This is a genomic window from Pseudomaricurvus hydrocarbonicus (assembly GCF_011602365.1).
Classification (GTDB): domain Bacteria; phylum Pseudomonadota; class Gammaproteobacteria; order Pseudomonadales; family Cellvibrionaceae; genus Pseudomaricurvus; species Pseudomaricurvus hydrocarbonicus.
Window position 1 is genome coordinate 1 of record NZ_JAAONZ010000023.1, and the last position, 25418, is coordinate 25418.

The 25418-nt window shown below is 53.7% G+C and carries 18 protein-coding genes; 12 read left to right on the forward strand and 6 right to left on the reverse strand.

Going from position 1 to position 25418, the window contains the following annotated elements; translation table 11 throughout:
* Positions 1-624: 624 nt before the first annotated feature.
* The 7 genes from G8770_RS20800 (at position 625) to G8770_RS20830 (ending at position 11286) form a co-directional block, all read left to right on the forward strand.
* Complete coding sequence (locus G8770_RS20800) at positions 625-2304, forward strand: acyl-CoA carboxylase subunit beta (RefSeq protein ID WP_167191572.1); 1680 nt, start codon at positions 625-627, stop codon at positions 2302-2304.
* A gap of 55 nt (positions 2305-2359) precedes the next feature.
* A complete protein-coding gene (locus G8770_RS20805) occupies positions 2360-5218 on the forward strand; it encodes an ATP-binding protein (protein ID WP_167191574.1) in 2859 nt (952 codons plus the stop codon).
* A 54-nt stretch (positions 5219-5272) separates the two neighbouring features.
* The gene (gene mce, locus G8770_RS20810; protein WP_167191575.1) at positions 5273-5686 is read left to right on the forward strand and encodes a methylmalonyl-CoA epimerase; all 414 of its coding nucleotides are present in this window, start codon (positions 5273-5275) and stop codon (positions 5684-5686) included.
* A gap of 155 nt (positions 5687-5841) precedes the next feature.
* The gene (gene scpA / locus G8770_RS20815; protein ID WP_208022422.1) at positions 5842-7998 is read left to right on the forward strand and encodes a methylmalonyl-CoA mutase; all 2157 of its coding nucleotides are present in this window, start codon (positions 5842-5844) and stop codon (positions 7996-7998) included.
* A 248-nt stretch (positions 7999-8246) separates the two neighbouring features.
* On the forward strand, positions 8247-9206 hold the full coding sequence (gene meaB / locus G8770_RS20820) for a methylmalonyl Co-A mutase-associated GTPase MeaB (protein ID WP_167191577.1): 960 nt from the start codon (positions 8247-8249) through the stop codon (positions 9204-9206).
* 143 nt (positions 9207-9349) lie between these two features.
* Positions 9350-9889 carry a DUF2062 domain-containing protein gene (locus tag G8770_RS20825; RefSeq protein WP_167191579.1) on the forward strand — a complete coding sequence of 180 codons (540 nt, stop codon included), beginning with the start codon at positions 9350-9352 and terminating at the stop codon, positions 9887-9889.
* A gap of 302 nt (positions 9890-10191) precedes the next feature.
* On the forward strand, positions 10192-11286 hold the full coding sequence (locus G8770_RS20830) for a porin (protein WP_167191581.1): 1095 nt from the start codon (positions 10192-10194) through the stop codon (positions 11284-11286).
* A 68-nt stretch (positions 11287-11354) separates the two neighbouring features.
* Here the strand turns inward: G8770_RS20830 and trxA are convergent, their stop codons facing one another.
* Positions 11355-12209: a thioredoxin gene (gene trxA, locus G8770_RS20835; protein WP_167191583.1), complete on the reverse strand. Its 855-nt coding sequence runs from the start codon at positions 12207-12209 to the stop codon at positions 11355-11357.
* A 309-nt stretch (positions 12210-12518) separates the two neighbouring features.
* Here trxA and G8770_RS20840 point away from each other — a divergent pair, with 309 nt between their 5' ends.
* From G8770_RS20840 to G8770_RS20850, 3 genes are all read left to right on the forward strand, one after another.
* Positions 12519-12800 carry a hypothetical protein gene (locus tag G8770_RS20840; protein ID WP_167191585.1) on the forward strand — a complete coding sequence of 94 codons (282 nt, stop codon included), beginning with the start codon at positions 12519-12521 and terminating at the stop codon, positions 12798-12800.
* 42 nt (positions 12801-12842) lie between these two features.
* Complete coding sequence (locus tag G8770_RS20845) at positions 12843-13304, forward strand: methylglyoxal synthase (protein WP_341771184.1); 462 nt, start codon at positions 12843-12845, stop codon at positions 13302-13304.
* A 116-nt stretch (positions 13305-13420) separates the two neighbouring features.
* The gene (locus G8770_RS20850; protein WP_167191589.1) at positions 13421-14785 is read left to right on the forward strand and encodes a DEAD/DEAH box helicase; all 1365 of its coding nucleotides are present in this window, start codon (positions 13421-13423) and stop codon (positions 14783-14785) included.
* 113 nt (positions 14786-14898) lie between these two features.
* Here G8770_RS20850 and G8770_RS20855 read toward each other — a convergent pair whose 3' ends face one another.
* Together G8770_RS20855 and G8770_RS20860 are read right to left on the reverse strand one after the other, a co-directional pair.
* Entirely contained in the window at positions 14899-15360 is a 462-nt protein-coding gene (locus tag G8770_RS20855) for a gamma-glutamylcyclotransferase family protein (RefSeq protein WP_167191591.1), read from the reverse strand.
* Between the two features lies 1 nt (position 15361).
* Positions 15362-16645, reverse strand: a complete 1284-nt coding sequence (locus G8770_RS20860) for an NAD(P)/FAD-dependent oxidoreductase (protein WP_167191593.1) — start codon at positions 16643-16645, stop codon at positions 15362-15364.
* A gap of 75 nt (positions 16646-16720) precedes the next feature.
* Between G8770_RS20860 and G8770_RS20865 the strand changes: the two genes are divergently transcribed.
* Positions 16721-16900, forward strand: a complete 180-nt coding sequence (locus tag G8770_RS20865; RefSeq protein WP_167191595.1) for a hypothetical protein — start codon at positions 16721-16723, stop codon at positions 16898-16900.
* Between the two features lie 32 nt (positions 16901-16932).
* Here the strand turns inward: G8770_RS20865 and bamJ are convergent, their stop codons facing one another.
* From bamJ to purL, 3 genes are all read right to left on the reverse strand, one after another.
* Positions 16933-17550 carry a BamJ family beta-barrel-assembly machinery protein gene (gene bamJ, locus G8770_RS20870; RefSeq protein WP_167191597.1) on the reverse strand — a complete coding sequence of 206 codons (618 nt, stop codon included), beginning with the start codon at positions 17548-17550 and terminating at the stop codon, positions 16933-16935.
* A 119-nt stretch (positions 17551-17669) separates the two neighbouring features.
* Positions 17670-18920 (reverse strand): sodium:proton antiporter NhaD, encoded by a 1251-nt coding sequence (gene nhaD / locus G8770_RS20875; protein ID WP_167191598.1) that lies wholly within the window; start codon positions 18918-18920, stop codon positions 17670-17672.
* Positions 18921-19334: 414 nt separating this feature from the next.
* Entirely contained in the window at positions 19335-23210 is a 3876-nt protein-coding gene (gene purL, locus G8770_RS20880; protein WP_167191600.1) for a phosphoribosylformylglycinamidine synthase, read from the reverse strand.
* Positions 23211-23745: 535 nt separating this feature from the next.
* On the opposite strand from purL, the gene mltF reads away from it, so the two are divergent.
* Positions 23746-25224: a membrane-bound lytic murein transglycosylase MltF gene (mltF, locus tag G8770_RS20885; protein WP_167191602.1), complete on the forward strand. Its 1479-nt coding sequence runs from the start codon at positions 23746-23748 to the stop codon at positions 25222-25224.
* Positions 25225-25418: the final 194 nt, after the last annotated feature.

The window sequence follows — 25418 nt, forward strand, 5'->3', positions numbered from 1 at the left end:
AACTGGAAAGACTGTGGTATCATTTTGTTCACGGCTGATTGCTTGCGGATATTGTCTAGACACCAATAACCATAAGGCTTTCAGCCGTTCTTGTTTAGTCCTTTGTGAAATATTCGGGCTAACGGGCTAAAAATAGACCAAGTCGCTAACGCCAGTGTGGTGACAGCCATTTTTTGCGCTACAGTCTTATGGGCAATGCGCTCTACCCGCTCATCACGCCCAACCAGCGCGCAGGATGGCCGTCAACCGCCCCCGTATCGAGCAGCCTTGAGCACAAAATTCAAAAAACAGACATATTCTGCCAACAAAAATCACCATATAAACTTTTAGAAGTATGTTTTTGTCTATTTTAATTATATTTTTTTGTAACCGTATTTTCACAATACCTTATAAATATCATTATTTTTCAAATACTTATAGATAAACAATGTTGTTTAAAAGGGGTTTTATGGCGGTTCCAAGCATAGACATAAGCCATTATGATCCAACCACCTAAATAAGTCCTGTTGCCCGAGTACATCGCCAACCGTGTACTCCCTTGCGGCAACTGAGGCACGAATACACAGGGCTCAGTCCACACTGCAACGCCCAAACGTCAACATGACAACAAGAGCTGGAATAAGCATGACGAATACAACTAAGCCGCAGGTAACACTCGTCAACCCATTTGACGATGCCGCAGAAGTAGAATTCAGTGTTCCTGGCCAGGCCTCCTACGAGCCAGGACTTTACGAAGAAAACCTGAAGCAAGGCTATGAGCTGCTTCAGCGCCCCCGTAAAGCAGCGGGTGTCCCCGCCATTGAGCGTCAGCACGCCAAACAGCGCATGACCATCTGGGAGCGTCTGGCGTTTCTGACGGACGAAGAACCGCAAGTTCTGTTCCAGAACTGGGGCAAAAATCTCGACGGCGCCTCAATTGTCACCGCCGTTGTAAAGATCAACGGTCGTGATGTCGCCGTTTACGGACACGATTTCACCGTGCGCGCCGGCTCTATGGACGCCACCAACGGCAAGAAACTGGCCCGCCTGTTCGAACTGGCTGGCAAGCGTCGCATTCCTCTCGTCGGCATGAACGACTCCGCGGGGGCTTTCGTCCCTGCCGGTGTCGGGGGGCTGGACGGTTACGCCGAAGCCTTTACCGCCCTGCGTAAAATCAGCGGTGTCGTACCGTCCATCATGTGTATGTTTGGTTTTAACGCCGGTGGCGGCTCTTACCTGCCGCGCCAGGGCTCTTTCCTGATTCAGCCTAATGAAACCTTCTTCGGCCTGACTGGACCAGGCGTTGTAAAATCCGTCCTCGGCGAAGACGTGACCCCGGACGAACTGGGTGGCCCAGGCGTCCACAGCCAGTCTGGTGTGACTGACTTTGTCGTACCCGACGAAGTGGCCGCCCTGCGCAAAGTTAAATCGCTGCTCAACTACATTCCGGACAACAATGCCGAACTGGCTCCGTTTCAGCCCACCTCCGATCCCGTTGACCGTAAAACCTGGGACATCGACATTCTGCTGAAGAAAGCCTTTAATTCCCCCAGCGGTTTCAACACCCCCCTGGATGTCAGCATCATCATTCAGCAGCTGTGTGATCACGGTGACTTTATGGAAATCCAGCCAGATCGCGCCCGCAATACTGTCTGTGCCCTGGGTCGTATGGGCGGCAATGTGATCGGCTTTGTGGCCAACAACTCCGCTGTGGCTTCCGGCCAGATCGACATTGATGCGGCGCTGAAAAACGCCCGTTTCATTCGCTTCTGTAACCTGTACAACATTCCCATGATTTTCATGGAAGATACCACCGGCTTCCTGCCCGGTCGTGAACAGGAAGCTGGCGGCATCGTTCAGGCCGGACGCGCCATGCTGGACGCCATTATCGACCTGCGCACACCGCGTTTCCTGATGATTATCCGCAACGCCTTCGGCGGAGCTTACGCGTCCTACAACAACTACCCCACCGGGGCGGATTTTGTCTGCGCCCTGCCCTCGACCCGCGCCGCAGTGATGGGCCCTGCCGGAGTCGAATTTGTCTACAAAAATGAAGTTAAGGCCATCCGCGCCGAGGTCAAACAGCGCCTGGCCGGCGGCGAGCCTGAAGCCGATGTTCTGGCTTGGCAAGCGGTGCAGGATAAAGCCCTGAAAGACCGTTACGAAGCCGAGCTGATGAATCCGAACGAAGCCCTGAGTCTGGGCTCTATTTCTCAAATTGTTATGCCTTCCGATCTGCGTGAAGTGCTGTGTAAACAAATGGATTTCCATTTGAGCCACTACACACCGGAACCTTTCGCGGGCCCACAGCGGGAATTCCACTAATCCCTACCCGCAGGTTTAAGGCAACACAACAAACGAATTTAAAGAGGCTAGAGCCGTGAAAGACAACAACACAAATTATCTGAACAATCCGCTGATCCACAAGGATCGCCGCCTGGCAAACGCTGACAGCGACTGGGTGCGCAGCTTTGACTGCACTCACATGCGTCCGCTGATCATTTGCCGCGGCCCAATCCGTAAAGAGGCAATGGATGTCTTCGAAGAAATGGGCATCAACCACTACGGTATTCTGCTGTCCGAGAAGGATTCGATTACCTATCAGAGTGCCCTGGCACCCGAACTGCGCAAACTGACCAACCCGGCCCACATTCACCGCGTGCCAGATTACACCGGTGCCGATAAAGAGGAGCGTGCCCAGCGCATCCAGCAGATCGTCAACATCGCCAAAAATAACGGTTACAACGCCATCTTTGCTGGCTACGGTTTCATGTCTGAAGATGCCGAGATGGTGGAAGGCATGGAGCAAGCCGGCCTGAACTTTATTGGCCCGTGCTCGTTCACCCAGAAATCCGCGGGCATGAAAGACCAGGCCAAGCGGACCGCTCTGGAGACCGGCGTCTCGGTCACGCCCGGTGTAAACAACGCCACCAGCCTGGCCCTGTTCGACAAATACGGTAAAGACGGTTTGGAACAATGCGCCAAAGACAACAACCTGGATGTTGACTTTGCTGCCTGTAAAGACGACGAAGAGAAAGCCCTGGCGCTGCTGGCCGCGTCCTACGATGCCGGTATCGATATTATTGTCGCCGCCGACATCGGAGCCGCCCTGCAGGTTGAGGCCAAGCGCATGCTGGCGGAAAAACCCAACAACCGCTTCCGCTTGAAAGCCATCGCCGGTGGCGGTGGTAAAGGCCAGCGCATCCTGCAATCGGCCAATTCCTATGCCGGTGAAACTCTCGAAGAGAAAGTTGAAAAAGCCGCGGCCAAGGTTCCTTCCCTGGTTCTGGAATGCTTGATTGAACTGAAAACCAACGGTGTGGGCGATAACAAAAACGTCCTGATCGAAATGAACATCGACACCACCCGCCACCAGGAAATTCAGGTTGTTGGCAACGGTGAATGGTGCATGACCATGGGCGGTCGTGATTGCTCCCTGCAAATGCACGAGCAGAAACTGCTGGAAGTGTCCGTCACCGAAGAAGAACTGAAAGACGCCATCAAGGTTGCAGAAGCCGCTGGCAAAACCGCCGAAGCCGAGCAGCTGCAAAGAGACCTGTTGATTCTGGAGAAGATGGAGCACGAAGGCGCTATCTTTGGTGAAGCCGTGAAGCTGGACTCGGTGGGCACTTTTGAGTGTATCGTCGACGGTGAATCACACTACTTCATGGAAATGAATACCCGTATTCAGGTTGAACATCGCGTAACCGAGCTGTGCTACAAACTGAAGTTCACCAACCCCCATAACAGCGACGAATACTTTATCGCGGAATCGCTGGTTGAAGTGATGGTTTTGATCGCCACTCACGGCACCAAACTGCCCAAACCCGAGCGTATCCTGCGCAGTAAGGCGTCGGTTGAGGCCCGCATGAACGCCACCAACCAGGCGCTGCAGCCTCACGCCGGCGGCATCATTGAAAACTGGTCAAACCCCATCGATGGTGAAATCCGCGATGACCAGGGCATCAGCATGCACAACCCGGATACCGATGTGTTCATGAAATACCATCTGGCCGGGGCCTACGATTCCAACATTGCCCTGCTACTGACCATTGGTGACGACCGAACCAACACCTACCAGCGTATGGCCGAAGTGTTGCGTGTGACCGAGCTGCGCGGCAAAGATCTGGCCACCAACCTGGAATTTCATTACGGTCTGGTCAACTGGTTTTTGGGCAACAACATCAACGCCCGCCCCACAACACGCTTCATCGTGCCTTACCTGACCGCGGTAGGCCTGTTGAAAAAAGAAGCCAACAATCTGGACGTAAACTACGCCTACCAGCAAGTGTGTGCCCAATTGCTTGGCAACTGTGGCTCTGACGAAGAAAAGAGCGCCCTGCAAGCCGTTCTGGCTCGCAAGCAGCTCATGTTAACCCGCCCGCTGGAGCAATTGCTGGCCGAGCCCCACCTGTTAGCCGGCTGGTTGAGCGTGAATCAACCCGCCTACTCCATGGAAGGCGGCAAACTGTCCTGGAAACAGAACCCGGTGCGCATCCTGGCGGAGACATACCACTTCCTGAATATGGATTATTGCGAGAGCAAGCCTGCCGCCGAAATGATCTGGGATCACGACCATGAGATCCTGCAACAGGCCATCGCTTTCTACGACGTTCTGGAAGAAAAACTGGGCACCAACAATTACGGCCAGCTGGTCGAACTGCTGGCCGGCAATGCGCCTGAAGGCATGACCACTGAGCAGTGGCATGGCGTCCAGGCGGCACACGCCGGCTACCAGGCGGGCAGCGAGATACTGAGCCTGCTGGCCTACATCGGTTACCGCACGGAGTTCTTTGAGCTGTACGTCAACGAAGACCTGAGCATCAACATTCCCGACCGTCTCACGGATGAAACGCTGCAGAAAGCCATGGCGAAGGTACTGGTACCGCCTCCAGTGGCAAAATCGGATGAGATTCTGGCGCCTACCGGTGGTATGTTTTACTCTTGCGAAGCACCAGGCATGCCAGCCTTTGTTGAAGCGGGCAGCCATTTCAACGCTGGCGATCCACTGTACATCATTGAAGTCATGAAGATGTTCAACAAGGTGATTGCGCCCTTCTCCGGCACCATCGACAAGGTATTGGTGGACCTGGACGGCACCATCATCAAAAAGGGTCAGCCGATTTTTAAAATTACCCCAGACGAAGTCGTTGTGGTTGAAACCGACGAAGAGATTCAGGCTCGCCGCAAGGCCGAGACCGATGACTTCCTGTCTCAACTGACGCTCACCGACGCATAGAGGCTTCGTTGCAAAAATGCTGTTTTTTGCAAACACTGTATTTGGAGACACACCATGATTGTTGCTCTTGACCATATTGCTATCGCCGTGCCTGACCTGGAAAAGGCCATTAAACGCTTCATGGACGATTTTGGCCTTAAGTATGAAGGCAAGGAAGACGTAGCGTCGGCCAAAACCAGCACCGCATTTTTTCCCCTGCCGGAGACCAGCATTGAGCTGGTTCACCCGCTGAACGGTGAAGGCCCCATTGCCGGTTATCTGGAAAAGAAAGGGGGGGGGTTACATCACTTGTGTTTTCGTACCGACGACATTGAAGCCGATGTGGCACACTTGAAGGCAAAGGGTTATCAGTTTTTATCGGAAGCTCCCAGCCTTGGAGCGCACAATTGCAAGGTCATTTTCATCCACCCGAAAAGCTGTGACGGTGTGCTGATTGAGCTCAACGAGCCGCAAGACGATCATCACTGAGCCCTGTTGAGCGACAAGATTGTCCATCATTCGCCAACCCGCTCAATCCACTTTGAGCGATAGATGTGATGGGATAGGCAGCACAGTACAGGCGTTAGTTTAAGCGCCACCCAGACAGCAACGACCGAACTTAAAAGCTCCCGAGGGAGCTGACAATGAGAGAAATCTTTATGTCCGACAAGAAACCAACACTCGCCGAGTGGGAAGCCCTGGCCACCAAGCAAACCAAAGGCCTGACGCCCCAGGAGCTGACCTGGCACACCCCGGAAGGCATCGACATCAAGCCGCTGTACACCAAGGCTGACGTTGAAAACCTGGAATACACCGACACCTTCCCCGGCATGGCGCCCTATGTCCGTGGCCCCATGGCCACCATGTACGCCGGCCGCCCCTGGACCATCCGTCAGTACGCGGGCTTCTCAACGGCGGAAGAGTCCAATGCCTTCTACCGCAAAAACCTGAAAGCCGGTGCCCAGGGTGTTTCGGTCGCCTTTGACCTCGCCACCCACCGCGGCTACGACTCCGACCACCCCCGCGTTTCCGGCGATGTCGGCAAAGCCGGTGTGGCGATTGACTCCGTCGAAGACATGAAAATCCTGTTTGACCAGATTCCTCTGGATCAGGTATCGGTCTCCATGACCATGAACGGTGCTGTGCTGCCCATTCTGGCCAACTACATCGTCGCCGCCGAAGAGCAAGGGGTTTCCCAGGACAAGCTGGCTGGAACCATCCAGAACGACATTTTGAAAGAATTCATGGTGCGCAACACCTACATTTACCCTCCCGCGCCTTCCATGAAAATCATTGGTGATATCATTGGTTACACCTCTGAGCACATGCCGAAGTTCAATTCTATCTCGATCTCCGGTTACCACATTCAGGAAGCCGGGGCCGACGCGGCGCTGGAGCTGGCCTACACGTTGTCCGACGGTCGGGAATACGTCCGCACGGCACTCAATGCCGGCCTGGATGTAGACGCCTTCGCACCCCGCTTGTCCTTTTTCTGGGGGATTTCCATGAACTTTTACATGGAAATCGCCAAGTTGCGCGCCGGTCGCCTGTTGTGGGACCGCATCATGGCCGAGTTCGAACCCAAGAACCCAAAATCGTCCATGCTGCGTACCCACTCCCAGACCTCTGGCTGGTCACTGACCGAGCAGGATCCCTACAACAACGTTGTACGTACCACCATTGAAGCCATGGCGGCAGTCTTCGGTGGCACCCAGTCACTGCACACCAATGCTCTGGACGAAGCGGTTGCCCTGCCGACGGAATTCTCAGCCCGCATTGCCCGCAACACCCAGATTATTATTCAGGAAGAAACCGGCATCACTCAGGTGGCGGACCCCTGGGGCGGCTCTTACATGATGGAATCTCTCACTCAGGAGATCGCCGACAAGGCCTGGGAACTGATTGAAGAGATTGAAGAGAACGGTGGCATGGCCAAAGCCATCGAAGCCGGCCTGCCTAAATTGCGTATTGAAGAATCCGCTGCCAAGAAACAGGCCCGGATTGATCGCGGCGAAGACGTCATTGTCGGCGTGAACAAGTACATTCTCGATAAGGAAGACGATCTCGACATTCTGGAAGTCGACAACGTGCGCGTTCGCGACTCCCAGATTGCCCGCCTGAAAACCCTGCGAGCTGAACGCGACAATGACGCCGTGAAAGCCGCCTTGGCTGACATCACCGAAGCCGCCAAAACCGGCCAAGGCAACCTGCTGGACCTGTCTGTGAAAGCCGCTCGCCTGCGGGCTTCTGTCGGGGAGATCTCGGACGCCATGGAAGAAGAATTCGGCCGTTACAACGCTCAGGCCCGTACCATCTCGGGTGTTTATGGGGCTCCTTACGAAGACGACAGCGATTGGCAGGCCATCAAGTCTGACATCGAAGCCTTCGAAAAAGATCAGGGGCGCCGCCCGCGTATGCTGGTCTGTAAAATGGGCCAGGACGGTCATGACCGCGGCGCCAAAGTCATTGCGACGGCTTTTGCTGACGTCGGTTTCGACATCGACCTGTCCCCCATGTTCTCCACCCCGGAGGAAGTCGCCAAGCAGGCCGTTGAAAACGATGTGCATGTGGTCGGTGTCTCATCCCAGGCCGCCGGTCACAAGACCCTGGTGCCGGAACTGATCGCCGAACTGAAAAAGCAAGGCGCGGACGACATCATTGTGGTCGCCGGTGGCGTGATTCCGAAACAGGATTACGACTACCTGTACCAGGCCGGTGTCAAAGGCATCTTTGGTCCAGGCACCAAGATTCCACTGGCTGCCCGTGGCGTCCTGGACGAAGTTCGCAAAGCGACCGCCTGATTCGACAATGCCTGAGACGCACTGCGTGGCAGTGCGTCCCGTTGTGGTATTGATGATGACACCAATACCGCCAGCTGCTGATTCAGACGCTGTACAATTTATTGCATTACAGTCGATATTTTTATCATCGATTGATGTGCAACCCGTTGCTGTACTACATTTGCCCCCTCTGGGGGCATTTTTTTAAGTGCCATTTACAGCCGAGCTCCCCCCCAACCCTTTTACTGAAAAAGTCTTGAGGACCACCGATGTCGAACATCAATCTGGACCTGCTGCGCCAGGGAAATCGCAGGGCACTGGCCAAAGCCATCACCCTGGTCGAAAGTAAACTCGACAGCCACCGCAACCAAGCCCAGCAATTGCTCGAAGAGGTGCTGCCAGAGACGGGTAAAAGCATCCGTATTGGCATCAGCGGTATCCCTGGAGTCGGCAAATCCACCTTTATCGAAGCTTTTGGCAAGCAGCTGATCAGTCTCGGCAAAAAAGTGGCCGTACTGGCTGTAGACCCCAGCTCACCACTTCGCGGCGGCAGTATTCTGGGCGATAAAACCCGCATGGAAGAACTTTCCCGGGAAGAGAATGCATTTATCCGCCCCTCCCCCTCTGAGGGCGCCCTGGGTGGCGTTGCGCAAAAAACACGGGAAACCATGCTGCTCTGCGAAGCCGCGGGCTATGACGTGATTCTGGTGGAGACAGTGGGGGTCGGCCAATCCGAATATGAAGTTGCCGCCATGGTGGATTTTTTTCTGGTGTTGATGATACCCAATGCGGGGGACGAGCTGCAGGGCATCAAACGGGGCATCATGGAGTTGGCGGACGCTCTGGTGATCAACAAAGCCGACGGCGAAAGCATCAACCTCGCGCAACGCACCAAGCAGCATTACCAAAATGCCTTCCACCTCATCAAACACGGCAGTTTCTGGACGCCCAAAGTCGAAACCTGCTCTGCGCTGGAAAAAAGTCGCATCAACGATGTCTGGGAAATGATTTGTGAATACCAGCAGCTGGCGCTGGACAACCAGGCTTTCTACGAAAAACGCGCCCGACAAAATGCCGAATGGCTCAATAAGCTCATACACGAAATGCTTGAGATGCGCCTCAAGCAAAACCCGGAAGTACAAAGCAAAATGCCTTTGTTGCAACAAGGGGTTATGAACAACACCGTGACGCCCTACAACGCCGCTAAACAGATCGTAGACGTGCTTTAATGGACGCCAGCGGGCCTGGGTGTTCGTTTTTTGTTCACCCCGTTGATTGAGTATCACCGTTTTTGCTTTTTTCCCGGTCGCTAGAGTTAGTCTGCATTTCCGTGCATAATGTGGCGCCTCGCAATAGCGCCGATGACACCTGAATGGCCAAGAAGATTTTCAAACGCTGGTTGCCCGACCCCTCTGAATTCAGAAACCGTCCGGCGTTGAACTTTATGGGGCACTTGCTGCACGACCCCAACCTGTTTCACCTAAACCGCCATTCGGTATCCGGAGCTTTTTTTGTCGGCCTGTTTGTGTGTTTCTTGCCGACCTTGGGCCAGATGCCCATTGCCGCCTTGCTGGCGTTCGTATTTCGGGTAAATCTCCCTATTTCGGTTGCTTTGGTCTGGATCTCAAACCCGCTTACCATGGCGCCGATTTTCTTTGCCACCTATGAACTCGGGCGCTGGATTTTAAACAGCCCGGCGTTGGCATTTTCGCTAGAACTGTCCTGGGAATGGTTCAATACGGAGTTTTTACGCCTCTGGAAACCCCTGGTGGTAGGCAGCGTGATTACCGGACTGTTTTTTGGGGGATTGGGCTATATTTCCATGCAGATGTTCTGGCGTTGGCACGTGGTTCGCAACTGGGAGAAGCGCAAGGCCCGGCGTCTAAACGCAGCTCCACCAGGGACCAAATAGCCCGTTATCAACCCCTGGAGCTCGCCACCCCCTCACAAAGACAGCTTCATGACAGTGCTATACCTTCCTGATTAACCTCAAAGGTAGCCGTTTACACACTATCGACAGCAATATTGTTCAATCCAGATTGTTCAATCCAGGCTGACCACCACCAAGTTGAAGGCTGACAAAGCATGAAAATAACAGGGATCACAGCTACAGGTTCGACGATCACCTCCCGGTTTCCAATGAGCACCTCTGGCACCCCGCCCCGCCCAGCTCCTGTTCTGCCAGCCATGCCCCCACGGTTGTCTGGCTCAACCGTGACATGTCTGCTGAGTGGCGCCCTATTGACACTGGGCCTGCATGCTCCTGCCGCCCAAGCAGACACAGCCAGCTATGACAAAATCTGGGATTACGCCCACCTCTACGAAAACCCGAACGGCAATTATTTGAGCCTGTCCGGACGATTGCAGGTCGATGCCGCGTCATTTAGTGCAGGGCAAGGCAGCTACGACGATATGCTCTGGCGCAGGTTTCGTTTTGGTTTTGTTGGCCAATACCGCCACACCGCCTTTCAACTGGAAGGCGACTTTAACCTCAACAATGAGGACGACAACGGTTACAACCGGTTAACCGACGCCTACCTCAAATGGAAGCTCCCCAACCAGCTCGACCTCAAGGTGCTAAAGCACTCCGCAGGCTTTACCCTGGACGGCAAAACATCGTCCAAAAAGCTGCTAACCCCGCAGCGCAACAATCTGACCAATAACCTCTGGTTCACCGCCGAGTACTTCTCCGGCGCCAGCGTCAGTGGCCCCGTCAATGACGATTGGAGCATCAATGCCGGGTTGTTTTCCAGCGACGATTCCGACGAAATCGGGCTGACCGAGGCCAGCTATTTTGGACTTTTCTCAGTGGGAAGAAAGCTGTCTCCCGGGAATTTCTGGCAACAGGGTGAGGTCCGTCTCGACTATGTCTACAACGATTCTGACCAAGCCCAGAACACCCGGGATTTCTCACAGGTTGTCTCACTCAGCAGCCAATTCCAGTTCAAGCAGTGGGGACTGGCCACAGATTTGGCGGCCGGCAATGGCGATCTGGGGCAAAAGGATATCTGGGGGCTGGTGATCATGCCCTCCTACCGACAAACCGACATCACCCAGTGGGTCATGCGTTACAGCTATTTGGACAGCAAGGGTCAGGGAGGGCTGCGCCTGCATCGCTATGAACGAGAAATCGTTGGCGGACGCGGCGATCGATACAACGAGCTTTATGCCGGAGCGACCTTTTTTCTGTACGGCCACAAAGCCAAAATCAATGTGGGCGTACAGTACACGCACATGGAAGACTCCAAGAACGCAGGCGGCGACTACGAAGGTGTGGGTGTCACTCTCGCACTCAGAACCTACTGGTAGCCAGTGAGGGCCGCGCTGGTGCCGCTCATCAGCCTCCCTCTCGCCTGTCTGCTGTCGCTGTCTATTGTTTAATACAGCAGCGTGTAAATTTTTCGCTGATATTCTACGGCCAGGGGATCGCCTTTGCCGAGACTCGCCAAAATGTCCATGTAAACTTTCTTCGCAGCCCCCTCGTCGTAGTTGAGATTTTTTCGCAGCAACCCCAGCAACAACTCCAGGGCCTCCCTCGCCTGTCCGTTTTGGCTGTATTGCACTGACAACTGGTAGGCAATTTCAGCGTCCTCAGGGTTCGCTTGATACTTTTCCTGCAGCGCTTGCAGTTCTGGTGATGACGCCGCTTCACGCTTCAGCTCTAACAGTGCTTTGGCTTGATTGTAAGCGGCATCCTGATCCACCATCTTGACTTTATCCAGCAGCGCCTCGGCCTCATCACAGCGGTTTAAGTGCAGGTACACTTGTGCCAGGCCCACGCCAATTGAGGCTTTTTCCGCGGATTCTTTATAGGCCTGGAGCAGCAACGGCAGCGCCTCATTAAATTTCTCTTCCTGCATCAACGCGTTGGCTTGTTCGATCAACGCCTCCCAGGGGTCGGGCAGATGCTTTTGTAAAATGGCGCGTATTTCCATTTCTGGCTGGAGCCCGGCAAAGCCATCCACCGGCTGGCCATCCTTCATAATCATTACCGTAGGCAGGCTCTGAACGCCCAACTGTTGAGCGATAGGCTGCAACTCATCGGCGTTTACTTTGGCCAGGAGGAACTGGCCGTTGTATTCTGTCGCCAACTTTTCCAAAATCGGCATCAGGCTTTTACAGGGCTCACACCATTCCGCCCAAAAATCAACCACCACGGGCCGTATGCGGGACTCATCAATCAAGACCTGCTGGGCATTTGCCTGAGTCACGTCAATAATGTGTGGATTCATAGATAAAACTCCGAAATCGATGCTGTTGTCAGCGCAAAGTGGTAATGCAATCTTAAACTGCAATCCAGTTCGGCTATAACAACCCAGAACTGTAAGAAAATTTAATGGCGCCGATTGTAGCACTATTTGCCACTCATTAGCTGTCTCCCACAGGCCACAAACCATGCCAGGCGATGTTGAGATCCATGGAAAACGCAGACCGCAGCGGAACCAATGGACAGCCTGAGCGTGTGACAGATGGAGGCCCTGAGCCGTTTGCAGTTTTGTCGAAAATCGTGCCTAATCCCGTATTCTTAACGAGGAATTCTTATGTACGTCTTTTCTGCTTCAGCCGTCGCCACCAAAGCCCTTGACGGTATTGAACCGGGCCAGAAAGCGCCCTTTATTGTTTACATCAACTTTTTGGACCTATTTGGGGCTGAAACGCTCTGCAAGATTTTAATTATGCGCGAGGGTTTTAAAGAAGTCGAAATTGAAAAACGCCAACTGCTGACCCCCGAAAAATGCAAAGACCCCAAAATCCTGAATGCCGACAAAGGGTTGCGCGAAGCGCTCAAAACCGGCTTTGCCATTCAGTTATTCAGTGAGTAATGCCGCCAGGCAAGAATGAAACCGAACAAGGGAGCCGCTGTTGTGGACACCAGAATCGTAGAAAATCCTGCTCAAAAGTCCATTGCCCTGGTCGCCCACGACCATAAAAAAAACGACCTTTTGAAGTGGTGCCAGGAACATCTGGAGCGCCTCAAACCCCACCGTTTCTACGCCACCGGCACCACCGGCAGTCTTATTGAACAGCAAACCGGACTCCCTATCCACAAATTGATCAGCGGCCCTCTCGGCGGCGACCAGCAAATTGGCGCCTTAATCACCGAGCACAAGATCGATGTGCTCATTTTTTTCTGGGACCCTCTAGCCGCCCAGCCTCACGATCCGGACGTTAAAGCCCTGTTGAGACTGGCCGCGGTCTGGAACATCCCGGTGGCCTGTAATCAGAGCACCGCCGATATGGTCATCACCTCCCCGCTCCTGGGCACGCCCTATTTACGCCATGAACCGGACTATGAGGCCTATCTGGCCAAACGCACACTGACCTGAGGCCCCCTCATACCTCAGACAGGGACTTTTCATGCCCTCATCGCAGTATAAACAGACAGGCAGACTGCTTTTTGGTAAAGTTCGCAACCGTTGACCACCTTGAATGAGAACTCCCTGTGTTTGCAGAACTGAAGCTTAATGAACGCCTACTCAAAGCCCTTGAGGCTCTGGAATTTACCGAGCCCACCGACGTGCAAAAAGCGACTATTCCGCTGGCGCTTGAAGGCCGGGATCTGGTGGTCAGTTCAGAAACAGGCAGCGGCAAAACGGCTGCGTTTATCCTGCCGACACTGAACAGATTACTGCAACAAGATGCCCCCAAAAGCGGTACCCGGGCGCTCATCCTGACGCCAACACGCGAGTTGTGTCGTCAAATTGTCAAACACTGCAAACAATTGGCTGCTTTTTCTCACCTTGAGGTCAATGCCATCACCGGTGGTCATGACTTTAAGTATCAACGTGCCATCTTTCGCAAAAACCCCGAAATTCTGGTCGCGACTCCCGGCCGCCTGAAAGAGCACCTTGAAAAAGGCTCCGCAGACTTTAAGGACCTGGAAGTACTGATTCTGGATGAAGCCGATCGCATGCTGGACATGGGCTTTACCGACGACGTCATGGAAATTGCAGCCAGCTGTAACGCCGACCGTCAAACCCTGCTCTTTTCTGCCACACTGGATGGTCAGCAGTACCTGACGGATTCACTTTTGCGCGACCCTGAAACCATCGCTATTGGCGATCACAGCCAGGCCAACGCCAACGTTCAACAAAAAATCGTGCTCACCGATGACGAAAAGCACAAAAACAAATTGTTGTTGAAGCTACTGGAAACTCAGGAATACGACAAAGCCATTGTCTTCGTCAACACCAAGGCCCAAACCAACAAGCTGGTGGGCTGGCTGAAGTACATGCAGCAGGATGTGGGTGTTTTACACGGCGATATGGATCAGGACGCTCGCAACAACGAAATGAATCGCCTGCGTCGCGGCCGTATCAAGATGCTGATTGCCACAGATGTTGCTGCCCGGGGGCTGGACATCAAGGGCATCGACCTGGTCATAAACTATGACCTCGCCCGCAACAGTGAAGACTTTATTCACCGCACGGGTCGCACCGGCCGCGCCGGCCAGGATGGCCTCGCCATCTCCCTGATCACCCAGCGGGATTGGGACTTGATGGCGCGCTTTGAACGGGAACTGGATATACGCTTCGACCGCTATTCGGTACCGGGCCTTGAAGCCAAGTTTAAAGGCCCCAAAAAGGTCAAAAGTTCCGGCAAGGCCGCCGCGACGAAAAAACGTGACACCTCGGACAAATCCGGGAAAAAGTCCGGAAAAAAAGTGGAGAAGAGCAAAGTCCGTCACCGCGACACCAAAAACATCGGCAAGCGCCGCAAACCTACGGCCGCTCAGGAAGCGGAAGCCAAATCAGCCGCCGAGAAATGGGGCGATGGTTTCTCGGCAGCCCCCATCAAGAAAAAATAACGTACAAAAAAGCCAGGGTCAGATTACTGACCCTGGCTTTTTATCGGTAACGGTTTTTCAACACAGCGGTCAGCGCTTCGCTGTTACGCCAACCTGGCCCGTCGTTGCCACGCTCACTCCTGCGGCCGGCCAATCTGCCGCGCGGCCAAAAATTCAGGCACCATCACCTCAACGTAATGCTGATAATACTCTTCCATAAAGCTGGTTTCGCACCAGGGGTCGCCTAAATTGTCATCCGTTAAGGCCGCTCCCTGCAGGTAGACTTCACAGGCTACGTTTTCACCAGCAGCGGTGGAGACACTCACCGTTTCCCGTCGATAAATTTGCTCATCCAGCATTTCAAACGCATCCATGGCGGCCAACGCGGACGGGGACACATCGCGAAAAAGCACCCCCGACAAGGAGTGACCGTCCTCAGGCACCGCCATCGCACAGGGCTTAAACCCACTCAGCAGTAACTGACGCCGGGTATACCCAGGCAGCGTTGCAACTTCACCGTTTAAAGGCTCACCGATTAACTGTTGCAGCACATCGGCGTGTTGCAACAAGCCATAGGCAAATAGATTCATAGCCATTTTAGATACCTAGCTTATCACGCAGAGCATAAAACCAAGCGCCCATAGCGGTAAAAGGAACACGGAAAGTGTGGCCCCCCGGGAAGGGCAAATGCGGCAAGGCCGCAAATGCATCAAAGCGCTCCGCCTGCTGGGTCAATGCTTCAGAAACCAGACGACCGGCCAAATGTGTCGAACACACCCCGTGACCACTGTAACCCTGCATATAGTATATGTTGCTGCCGATACGGCCAAACTGCGGCAAGCGACTCATCGTCAGCAGGAAGTCCCCGCCCCAGCCAAAGTCGATTTCCAGATTGGCCAATTGCGGAAAGGTTTTGATCATTTTTTTACGGATAAACTGCTTAATATCATCAGGATCACCACCCCCGTAGTTCACACCACCACCATAAATCAGACGGTTATCACCGGTCAGGCGGAAATAATCCAACAGGTAATTACAATCCTCTACGCAGTAACCGGATGGTATTAATGCCTTGGCTTGCTCATCACTCAAAGGGGCGGTCGCAATCATTTGCGTACCACAGGGCATAGACCGAGACGCCAGTTTCGGGATCAGGTTCCCCAAATAAGCGTTACCCGTCACCACCACATAGTTTGCCGTCACATCCCCGTGTTCAGTATAGAGCTTAACTTTTTCGCCTTCTTCTACGCGAAGCACTTTAGACTGTTCGTAAATTTTTCCACCCAGGGACTCAACCGCTGCCGCCTGCCCCAACACCAAATTCAGCGGGTGAATATGACCACTGCGCATGTCCAGAAGACCGCCCTCATAACGGTCTGTCTGGATTTCCTGGCGAATCGCACTCTTATCCAGCAGCTGCAGCTGATCGTGGCCATAGCTTTCCCATAAAGCCTTATGCTCTTCCAACCCCTTGAGTTGTTTGGCCGTAATTGCCGCAAACACTCCGCCGGTTTTCAAGTCACAGTCGATGTTATAGGTTTTGATACGCTCACGAATAATATCACCACCTTCAAACGCCATGGCGCCCAATGCCCGGGCTGTATCAACGCCATACATTTTCTCGATGACGTCCATATCACGGCTGTAGCTGTTGACTATTTGTCCACCGTTGCGGCCAGAAGCACCCCAGCCAATCCTGGCGCCCTCCAACACAACCACGTTAAAACCCTTTTCAGCCAAATGCAGAGCCGAGGAAATCCCCGAAAAACCACCTCCAATCACGGCCACATCAGCGGTAATAGAATCCTGCAAAGCATCCCGCTGCGGACTGGGGTTCGCACTGGCGGCGTAATAGGAAGTTGTATGCTCAATGACGCTCATAAAGGTTTCTCATCCAATCAGATAGAACTGCATTCAGTGTAGACGGCTGACCCGCTAATCGCAGGCGCACGCACCATGGCACCTTCTACGGCACCCTTCGGGCGGATTATAAACCGAATCATCATTCAATTAAAAGCACGAGGCGAAAGCAAGTACGGTCAGCTTGATAGAGAAAAACGCGGCCAGGGCTGGCGATACGAAGAAATGGGGGATACAACAGGAGGAGGATCAAGAATGGGCTTGCGCTTCAACTGAAGCGCAAGCTTGGCACAGGAAGACCTGAGGACTTAAACGATGTCCAGCAGCTCTACCTCAAACACCAGAGTCGCGTAAGGACCAATAGCACCGCCCGCTCCGCGCTCACCATAGGCAAGGCTGTAAGGGACCGTCAGGCGCCACTTGGAGCCAACCGGCATCATTTGCAGAGCTTCCGTCCAGCCGGCGATCACGCCATTAACCGGGAATTCGGCAGGCTGACCGCGGTCCACCGAGCTGTCAAACACAGTACCATCGATTAAAGTACCGTGGTAATGAGTACGAACCGTGGAGCTGGCAGTTGGCTTATCGCCCTCACCCGCCACGAGTACTTCATACTGAAGTCCGGACTCGGTCACAGTAACGCCCTCTTTTTTGGCGTTTTCGTCCAGGAAAGCCTGCCCTTCTGCGGACATGGTTTTCGATTTTTCAGCTTCGGCTGCCTGCAGGCGAGCCTGAATTTCGCGGAAAGCTTCGTTAATTTGTTCTGGCTGAACTTTAAAGTCAGCACCCTGGAGGGCATCGGTAAAACCGGCCAATGCAGCTTCGGTATCAAAACCTTCAAATGGCGCATTAGCAACCTGATCACCCAGCTGACGGCCTACACCGTAGCTGGCCCGCTGTTCCAAGGATTCAAACGTATCAGACATCTTAGCAACTCAATGGGTTAAAAATGGCCCCGCAGTCTACCACATCCGTGCCACCGGCACCTCATTGGCCACCGGCTTAAAGTCCGGCAAAGACCTTAAACCGGCCAAATTCGGCCGATTTACTGAATCCCAGCCGCAGCAGCCACCCAGATGGTTGCGACATAACCAACCGAATAGGCCACCGTCAGCGCGGGCACAAACCGCAGATAACTGCCAAAGGTCAGCTCTTTGACTTTACTCATGGCCAATATCCCCGCTGCGGAACCGATAGCCAGCAACGAGCCCCCGACGCCCACAGCGTAGGTCAGCGCCAGCCACTCAGAGGTAAGCAGATCCGGGCCTGCTTTCAACAGTGCCGCGGTGAGAGGCACATTGTCCAGCAGTGCCGACACCGCCCCCGCGACATAGTTGGCATAGTGTGGCTCAAACTGGGCATAAAAGTGAGCCAGCGTTTCGAGCACGCCCACCTCTTTCAACATACCAACCAGCAACAAAATGCCGAGGAAAAACAGCAGCGTGTCATATTCAACCTGACGGATGTACTCCAGAATTTTAATCTCTTCCTTGTTGGTGTGGGACAAGGTGCCCACCAAAAACATGACGGACAGACCGGTCAAAAATGTCAGTACCGGTGGCACACCAAAGAAGACATTAAAGAGCATGGTTGACAGAATGGTGCTGAAAAACACCACCGCAATGACCACATCCTGCGTGCGAAAGGTCCCCTTCACCGGCTCAAGCTTGATTTTACCGGGCAGGTTGATGCTGAATAAAATGGCCAGCGCGATAACCCCCAGAGCCGAGGGCAGCAACAGCAACAGCAGCTGTGACATGCTCACGTACCCACCCAGGAAAATCATCAGGGTCGTCACATCGCCGGTGATGAGAGCCACACCGCCCGAATTCACCGCGAACACCACCAGCGCTGCCATTTTCAATTTTGCCCTGGTCTCGAGATTGAACGCCTGCACCAGCCCCAGGCTCACCAGCGTTGCCGTTACGTTGTCACAAATTGCCGATAAAAACAGGGCAAAGAACGCCACCTGAAACAACAGCACACGGGTCGACACTTCACTGGGAAAAACCCTTCGCACCATATTCTGAATCATTCCCTTGGCATTCAGATAGGCCACAAAGGTCATAGTGGACATCAAAAACAGCCACAGCGTGGCAATCTCCAACAAGTTTTCATTCAGATGCTCGTTAATCTCCTCCTGCCCTTCTGCCCCGCCTGCCTGCACAAACAGGCACAGCCACGACAGACACCCCAAAAACAATGCCGTCTTGGCCTTGTTTATATGAATGACTTCTTCAAAGACGATACACAGTAGAGCAAGGACAGCCAGAAAAATTAAAAATGCTTCAAACATCAATCCGAATTCCTATGTAATGACAACACCGGTTCGCCGATTAACGACAGGAACCGTTCACCCCATGCCATCACCTGGAAACGGATGACAAACAACCGGCAAGCACAGTCAGCTTGCCTCCGATCGATACCCCCAGAAATTGTGAAATTTTACGGGCAGTAACAATCCGTCACGGCTTCACAGCCAAAGCGAACAAATCCTGATTGTAATCAGACAGAAAACTGCCCGGCTTTGAGCACGATGATGCCTGGGCCTAAAGCTGACGAATCAGCAAATAATACCGAGCAGAAGAAGGAGGCAGCACCCCAAGAGACAGGCGCAAGATTGCCCAAAAGCAAAACAAAAGCCTGGAACAATCGTTCAGGCTTTTGGGTGAACCTATGGTTATTTTACGCCATTGCGTAAAGCCATTTTTTATTCAACAAAAACACGAGCATTACGGAACAGACGCATCCAACCACTGTCTTCTGTCCATTCCTGGGGATGCCAGGAGTTGTTCACCGCCCGGAAAATCCGCTCCGGGTGAGGCATCATGATGGTGGTTCGGCCATCGCTCGTCGTCAGACTGGTGATACCCTCGGGTGAGCCATTGGGGTTGGCGGGATAATCAATCGTGTACTGCTTGTGATTATCCAGGAAGCGCATGGCCACCAGACCACTGTTGTTGCAGGCATCAAGCGCAACCTCTGAGGCAAACTCAGCCCGACCCTCGCCGTGCGCGACAGCGACCGGCATCTTGGTGCCAGCCATGCCGTCAAACAGCACAGAAGGCGACTTTTCAATACCCACCATACTGAAACGAGCTTCAAACTGCTCAGAGACATTGCGCACGAAGCGTGGCCAGTGGTCAGCCCCAGGCACCAGCTCCTTGAGGTTTGACATCATCTGGCAGCCATTACAGACTCCCAGACTGAAGCTGTCGTTGCGATGGAAAAATGCCTGAAACTGATCGCGGGCCTTTTCATTGAACAAAATACTTTTTGCCCAACCCTCCCCAGCACCCAACACATCCCCGTAGGAAAAACCGCCACACGCCACCAGCCCTTTAAACTCGGTTAAACCGACTCGACCAGATAACACGTCACTCATGTGCACATCGACAGAATCAAAACCGGCACGATCAAACGCCGCCGCCATTTCAACATGGCCATTAACACCCTGTTCACGCAATACCGCGACACGAGGACGCACTCCAGTATTGATATAGGGTGCCGCCACGTCTTCGTTTTGATCAAAGGTCAGCTCAACACTGAGCCCCGGATTGACCTGAGTGACCTGCTCAAATTCAGCCTTGGCGCAATCGGCGTTGTCTCGTAAAGCGGCAACCCGATAACTGGTTTCACTCCACAAGCGCTGTAATTCAGAGCGCGACTCGTCATAAATGATCTCGCCATTGGACTCAATGCGCAGGGTTCCATGGGTATTCAACCAACCCAGCTTGCAGATGTTGACTCCGGCTTTTTTGAAGCGCGACATGATGGCATCAACATCGTCCGTGCGAACCTGAATCACGCCCCCCAGCTCTTCGTTAAACAACACCGCAAAAGGGTCTGCCCCGAGGCTATCGATATTGATGTCCACGCCAATGTGGCCAGCAAACGCCATCTCTGCAACGGTGGTAAATAAGCCGCCGTCACCGCGATCGTGGTAGGCCAGGATCTGATCAGCTTCAAGGCTTTCCTGCATCGCCGCGAAATACCCCTTCAGGGCGGTGGCGCTATCCAGATCCGCCGGCTCATCCCCAATTTGGTTGTACACCTGAGCCAGAATGGAGGCACCCAACCGGTTCTTGCCGTTACCCAAATCCAGGTACAACAACTCCGTAGACCCCTTGTCGGTCAGCAGCTGAGGGGTCACGGTTTTGCGAACATCAGTGACCGGGGCAAACGCCGTAATCACCAGGGACAGTGGTGCGGTGACCGCTTTTGATTCACCGTCCTCTTCCCACGCAGTGCGCATGGACATCGAATCCTTGCCCACCGGAATCGTAATACCCAGTTCTGGACACAATTCCATGCCAATCGCCTCAACGGTGCGATACAGTTTTTCATCTTCCCCCGGATGGCCCGCAGCACACATCCAGTTGGCAGAGAGCTTCACGTCAGACAACCGCTCAATCCGGGTCGCCGCAATGTTGGTGATGGCCTCACCAATAGCCATGCGACCGGAAGCAGGCCCATCCAGCAGAGCCGTCGGTGTCCGCTCGCCCATACTCATGGCTTCACCCGCATAGGTATCGTAGGCCTGAGTGGTCACCGCGCAATCAGCCACCGGCACCTGCCAGGGGCCCACAAATTGATCACGCACCACCTGCCCGGTTACCGAACGATCACCAATGGTAATCAAAAAGCTTTTGCTGGCGACCGTGGGGTGCTGCATTACCCGCTCAGCGGCCTCGTAAAGGGACAGACCTTTGGTCTCAAAGGGGCGGGTTTCGTAGGAGCGTTTTTCACCGGTGCGGTGCATTTTCGGTGGCTTGCCAAACAGCACCGACATGGGCAGATCCACAGGCTTGGTATCAAAATGAGTATCGTTCAGGATGATATGGTCGTCTGCCGTCGCATCACCCACCACCGCATACGGGCAGCGCTCACGCTGGCAAATTGCCTCGAAGCGCGCCAGGTCCTCTGGCATGATCGCCATCACGTAGCGCTCCTGCGCCTCGTTACACCAGATTTCCAACGGGCTCATGCCCGGTTCGTCATTATTGATGTTGCGCAACTCAAAGTGCGCGCCACAGCCGCCGTCTTTGGCCAACTCAGGGAAGGCGTTGGAGAAACCGCCAGCCCCGACATCGTGAATGAACGCAATCGGGTTTTCACCGCCCAATTGCCAGCACTGATCGATGACTTCCTGGCAGCGACGCTCAATTTCAGGGTTCTGGCGCTGCACAGAAGCAAAATCCAAGTCCTCTGAAGAGGAACCAGACGTCATGGACGATGCCGCCCCACCACCCAGTCCAATCAACATGGCAGGCCCACCCAGGGCCACCAGCTTGGCTCCTGGCTCAAATTCATTTTGGTCAACGTGCTCAGCCTTGATGTTGCCGTAGCCGCCCGCCAACATGACCGGCTTGTGATAGCCGCGACGCTCACCGTCGAAGTTTTCTTCAAATGTGCGGAAATAACCGCAGATGTTAGGGCGACCGAATTCGTTATTGAACGCCGCACCACCTATCGGACCCTCTATCATGATGTCCAGCGCGGTCACAATTCGATTTGGCTTGCCGTAATCCTGCTCCCAGGGCTGACCATAACCGGGAATCTGCAAGTTCGACACCGTAAAGCCCGTCAGCCCCACCTTGGGTTTTGAACCGCGTCCAACCGCCCCTTCGTCACGAATTTCGCCACCCGCTCCAGTACCGGCACCCGAGAAGGGTGAGATGGCCGTCGGGTGGTTGTGCGTTTCCACCTTCATCAGGATGTGAATATCTTCCTGATTGAAGCCGTAGGTTTTTGTCTGCGGATCCGGGTAAAACCGCCCGGCTTTACTGCCGACAATGACCGAAGCGTTATCGGCATAGGCTGACAACACGTTCTCGCCGCCCTTCTCATAGGTATTTTTGATCATGCCAAACAGTGAGTTCGGCATTTCTGCACCGTCCAGTGTCCAGGTGGCATTGAAGATTTTATGACGACAGTGCTCGGAATTCGCCTGGGCGAACATCATCAACTCAACATCCACCGGGTTGCGCCCCAGACCGTTAAAGCTGTCCACCAGATAGTCGATTTCGTCCTCGGCCAAGGCCAGACCCAATTCGCGGTTGGCCCGGGAAAGCGCGTCCCGCCCGCCCGCAAGGATATCCACACTGGTCTGCGGACGTGGCTGCTCATGGCTGAACAATTGCCCGGCGTCTGACAGATCGGTAAACACCGCTTCAACCATGCGGTCGTGCAAGATTGCGACCACAGCCGACAACTCTTTGTCAGCCCGGCCAGCTTCATCGCACTCCAGATAATACGCAATACCGCGCTCAAGCCGCTGAACCTTGTCCAGCCCGGCATTATGGGCAATGTCCGTGGCCTTTGAAGACCAGGGGGAGATCGTTCCGGGACGCGGCACCACCAGATACAGCAAACCTGACGGCTGTTTAACTTCAGCTTTCGGCCCATAGGTCAGCAACTGTTCCAACACCACCAATTCAGCATCAGACAAATCAGATTTAACTTCTGCAAAGTGAACATACTCGGCATACACCCCTTTAATAGAGGTATCGGCCTGCTCGAGTGCAGTGAGAAGCTTTTGGGTACGAAATTCAGAAAGTGCCGGAGCGCCGCGCAGGGTCAGCATAGTCGCTTAAAACCTCTTGGTTTTGGTGATGTCTGGAGATTGGGCTTCTCGGAGCAAAACGCATGGAAATGAACGTGTTTGTCAACTTCCATCCTCAAGAATAAGCCCTGCCCCGAAAAAAGGCCGCCATTGTACTGGATATCCGCAGATGAGGCAGCAATTAAAGACCGCTAAAGATTTGAAGTAATAACTAACCGTCAAGGCCCCACGGTTCTTAGCCCTCCCCTGAGCTACCCCCAAGAGAAATAAAACAACACAAAAAAAATTTAAAGAATGTCGCACAAATTGGAAAACCCCTACTACAATTAAACGTGAAAAACAAGCTAGCCGGTCACGTGTTTAACGGTTAAAATCGCGCAAATTTTGTTCGAGCCGGATATAACGCCTCTTCAAAAAGGATATTTTAGGACGCCTTTCCTCGGTTTAAAGGCGGATCTTTATTTTCTTAATAGCGGCTAAAGCTCAATGCATATGGCTTTTTAAGATAAGTAAAAGCCATCACACGGAAGTCAGAAGGCTTCACTGGGAGACTCGAATGCCACACAGCAAGCTGAGCCTTTATTGCCTGCGCAGTTTGGTCGCCATGATCATCCTCGGCGGGTTACCACTGATGTTGACCGCCAGCCACACGCCCACGGTCCTCGAACAAGTTCAACAGCAAGGTGAGCTCACCATCATTTCCCGCAACGGCCCGACCACCTACTATGAAGGCAATCAGGGGCTTGATGGTTACGAGTATTCTCTCGCCAAGGCGTTTGCCGATTCTCTTGGGCTCAAGCTGAAGATTACCGAAGAGGAAAGCTACAGCGGCATCTTCGACTCCGTCGGCAGCCACCGCGGACAGTTTGCCGCGGCCGGCCTGAGCATTACCGACGAGCGCTCCAACACCATTCGCTTCACCGAACCCTATATGGAGGTGAACCAGGAGCTTCTCTATCGCACCGGCTCCAAGCGACCAACGAACATTGAAGACCTCTACAACAAAAGCATTTTGGTGATTTCCAACAGCGCACAGGCCGCACGCTTGCGCAAACTGCAGCAAAAGCACCCGCAACTGCGCTGGCACGAGCAATCCGACCTGGAAATGATTGATCTCATGGAAATGGTTCACACCGGCACCATTGATTTTGCCGTGATTGATTCCAATGCTTTCGCCCTGAGCCGCAATCTCTACCCGCGCGCCCAGCGTGCTTTTTCCATCTCCGAACAGCCCATGCCCCTGGCCTGGGCCTTCCCGTTAGATTCCGACAACAGCTTATTCGATAAAGCCAATGAGTTTATCCGGCAGGCAAAACGTAACGGCAAGCTGGCCAAACTGGAAAACACCCACTATGGCCAAGTTGTCGCCATGGATACAGGCAGTGCCACCACCTTTGCTCGTCGACTGGATACTCGACTGCCCCGCTGGCAGGAAAACCTCATTGTCGCCGGTGAAGAGTTTGACCTGGACTGGCAACTGCTTGCCGCCATGAGCTATCAGGAATCCCACTGGGACGAGCACGCACGGTCCCACACCGGTGTACGCGGACTGATGATGCTCACCAAAACCACCGCCAAGGAAATGGGTGTCACCAACCGACTCGACCCGGAACAAAGCATTAAGGGTGGGGCGAAATATTTTCGAAAGATTTTCGATCGCATTCCGCAAGACATTCAAGGCCCTGACCGCACCTGGTTTGCCTTAGCCGCCTACAATATTGGTTACGGACATCTGGAAGACGCCCGGGTACTGACTGAAAAAATGGGCCGCGACCCGGACAAATGGATTGACGTCAGTGAGCACCTGCCGCTGCTGGCCAAACGAAAACATTATCGCACCACCAAACACGGCTACGCTCGCGGCTGGGAGCCTGTGGCCTATGTTCAGAACATACGCAATTTTTACAGCACCATTGCCTGGCACCAGCAGGTACAGCAGCGGCGCCTGGCATCCACCAAAAATGATGCCGTAATCACGCCGACAGAAGCCAGCTTTGAGGGCTCTGAAGAACAGGAAACCACATCCACACTCTAATACCTGGCCGGCTTAAATGACGCGGGTGATTTACATTCGGCTGATGCCCTAAATGACAAGGTGCGATCAATCCCGTTGCTGCGTTAGATTAATCCGAGCCCTCAAAAAGACTTCAAGAAGACTTCAAAGATTCGCCCTGAAGTCTTTTTTGTCTAATGCCTCTCCAGGTATAGCCGCCTTTTTTTTGCTGAAAC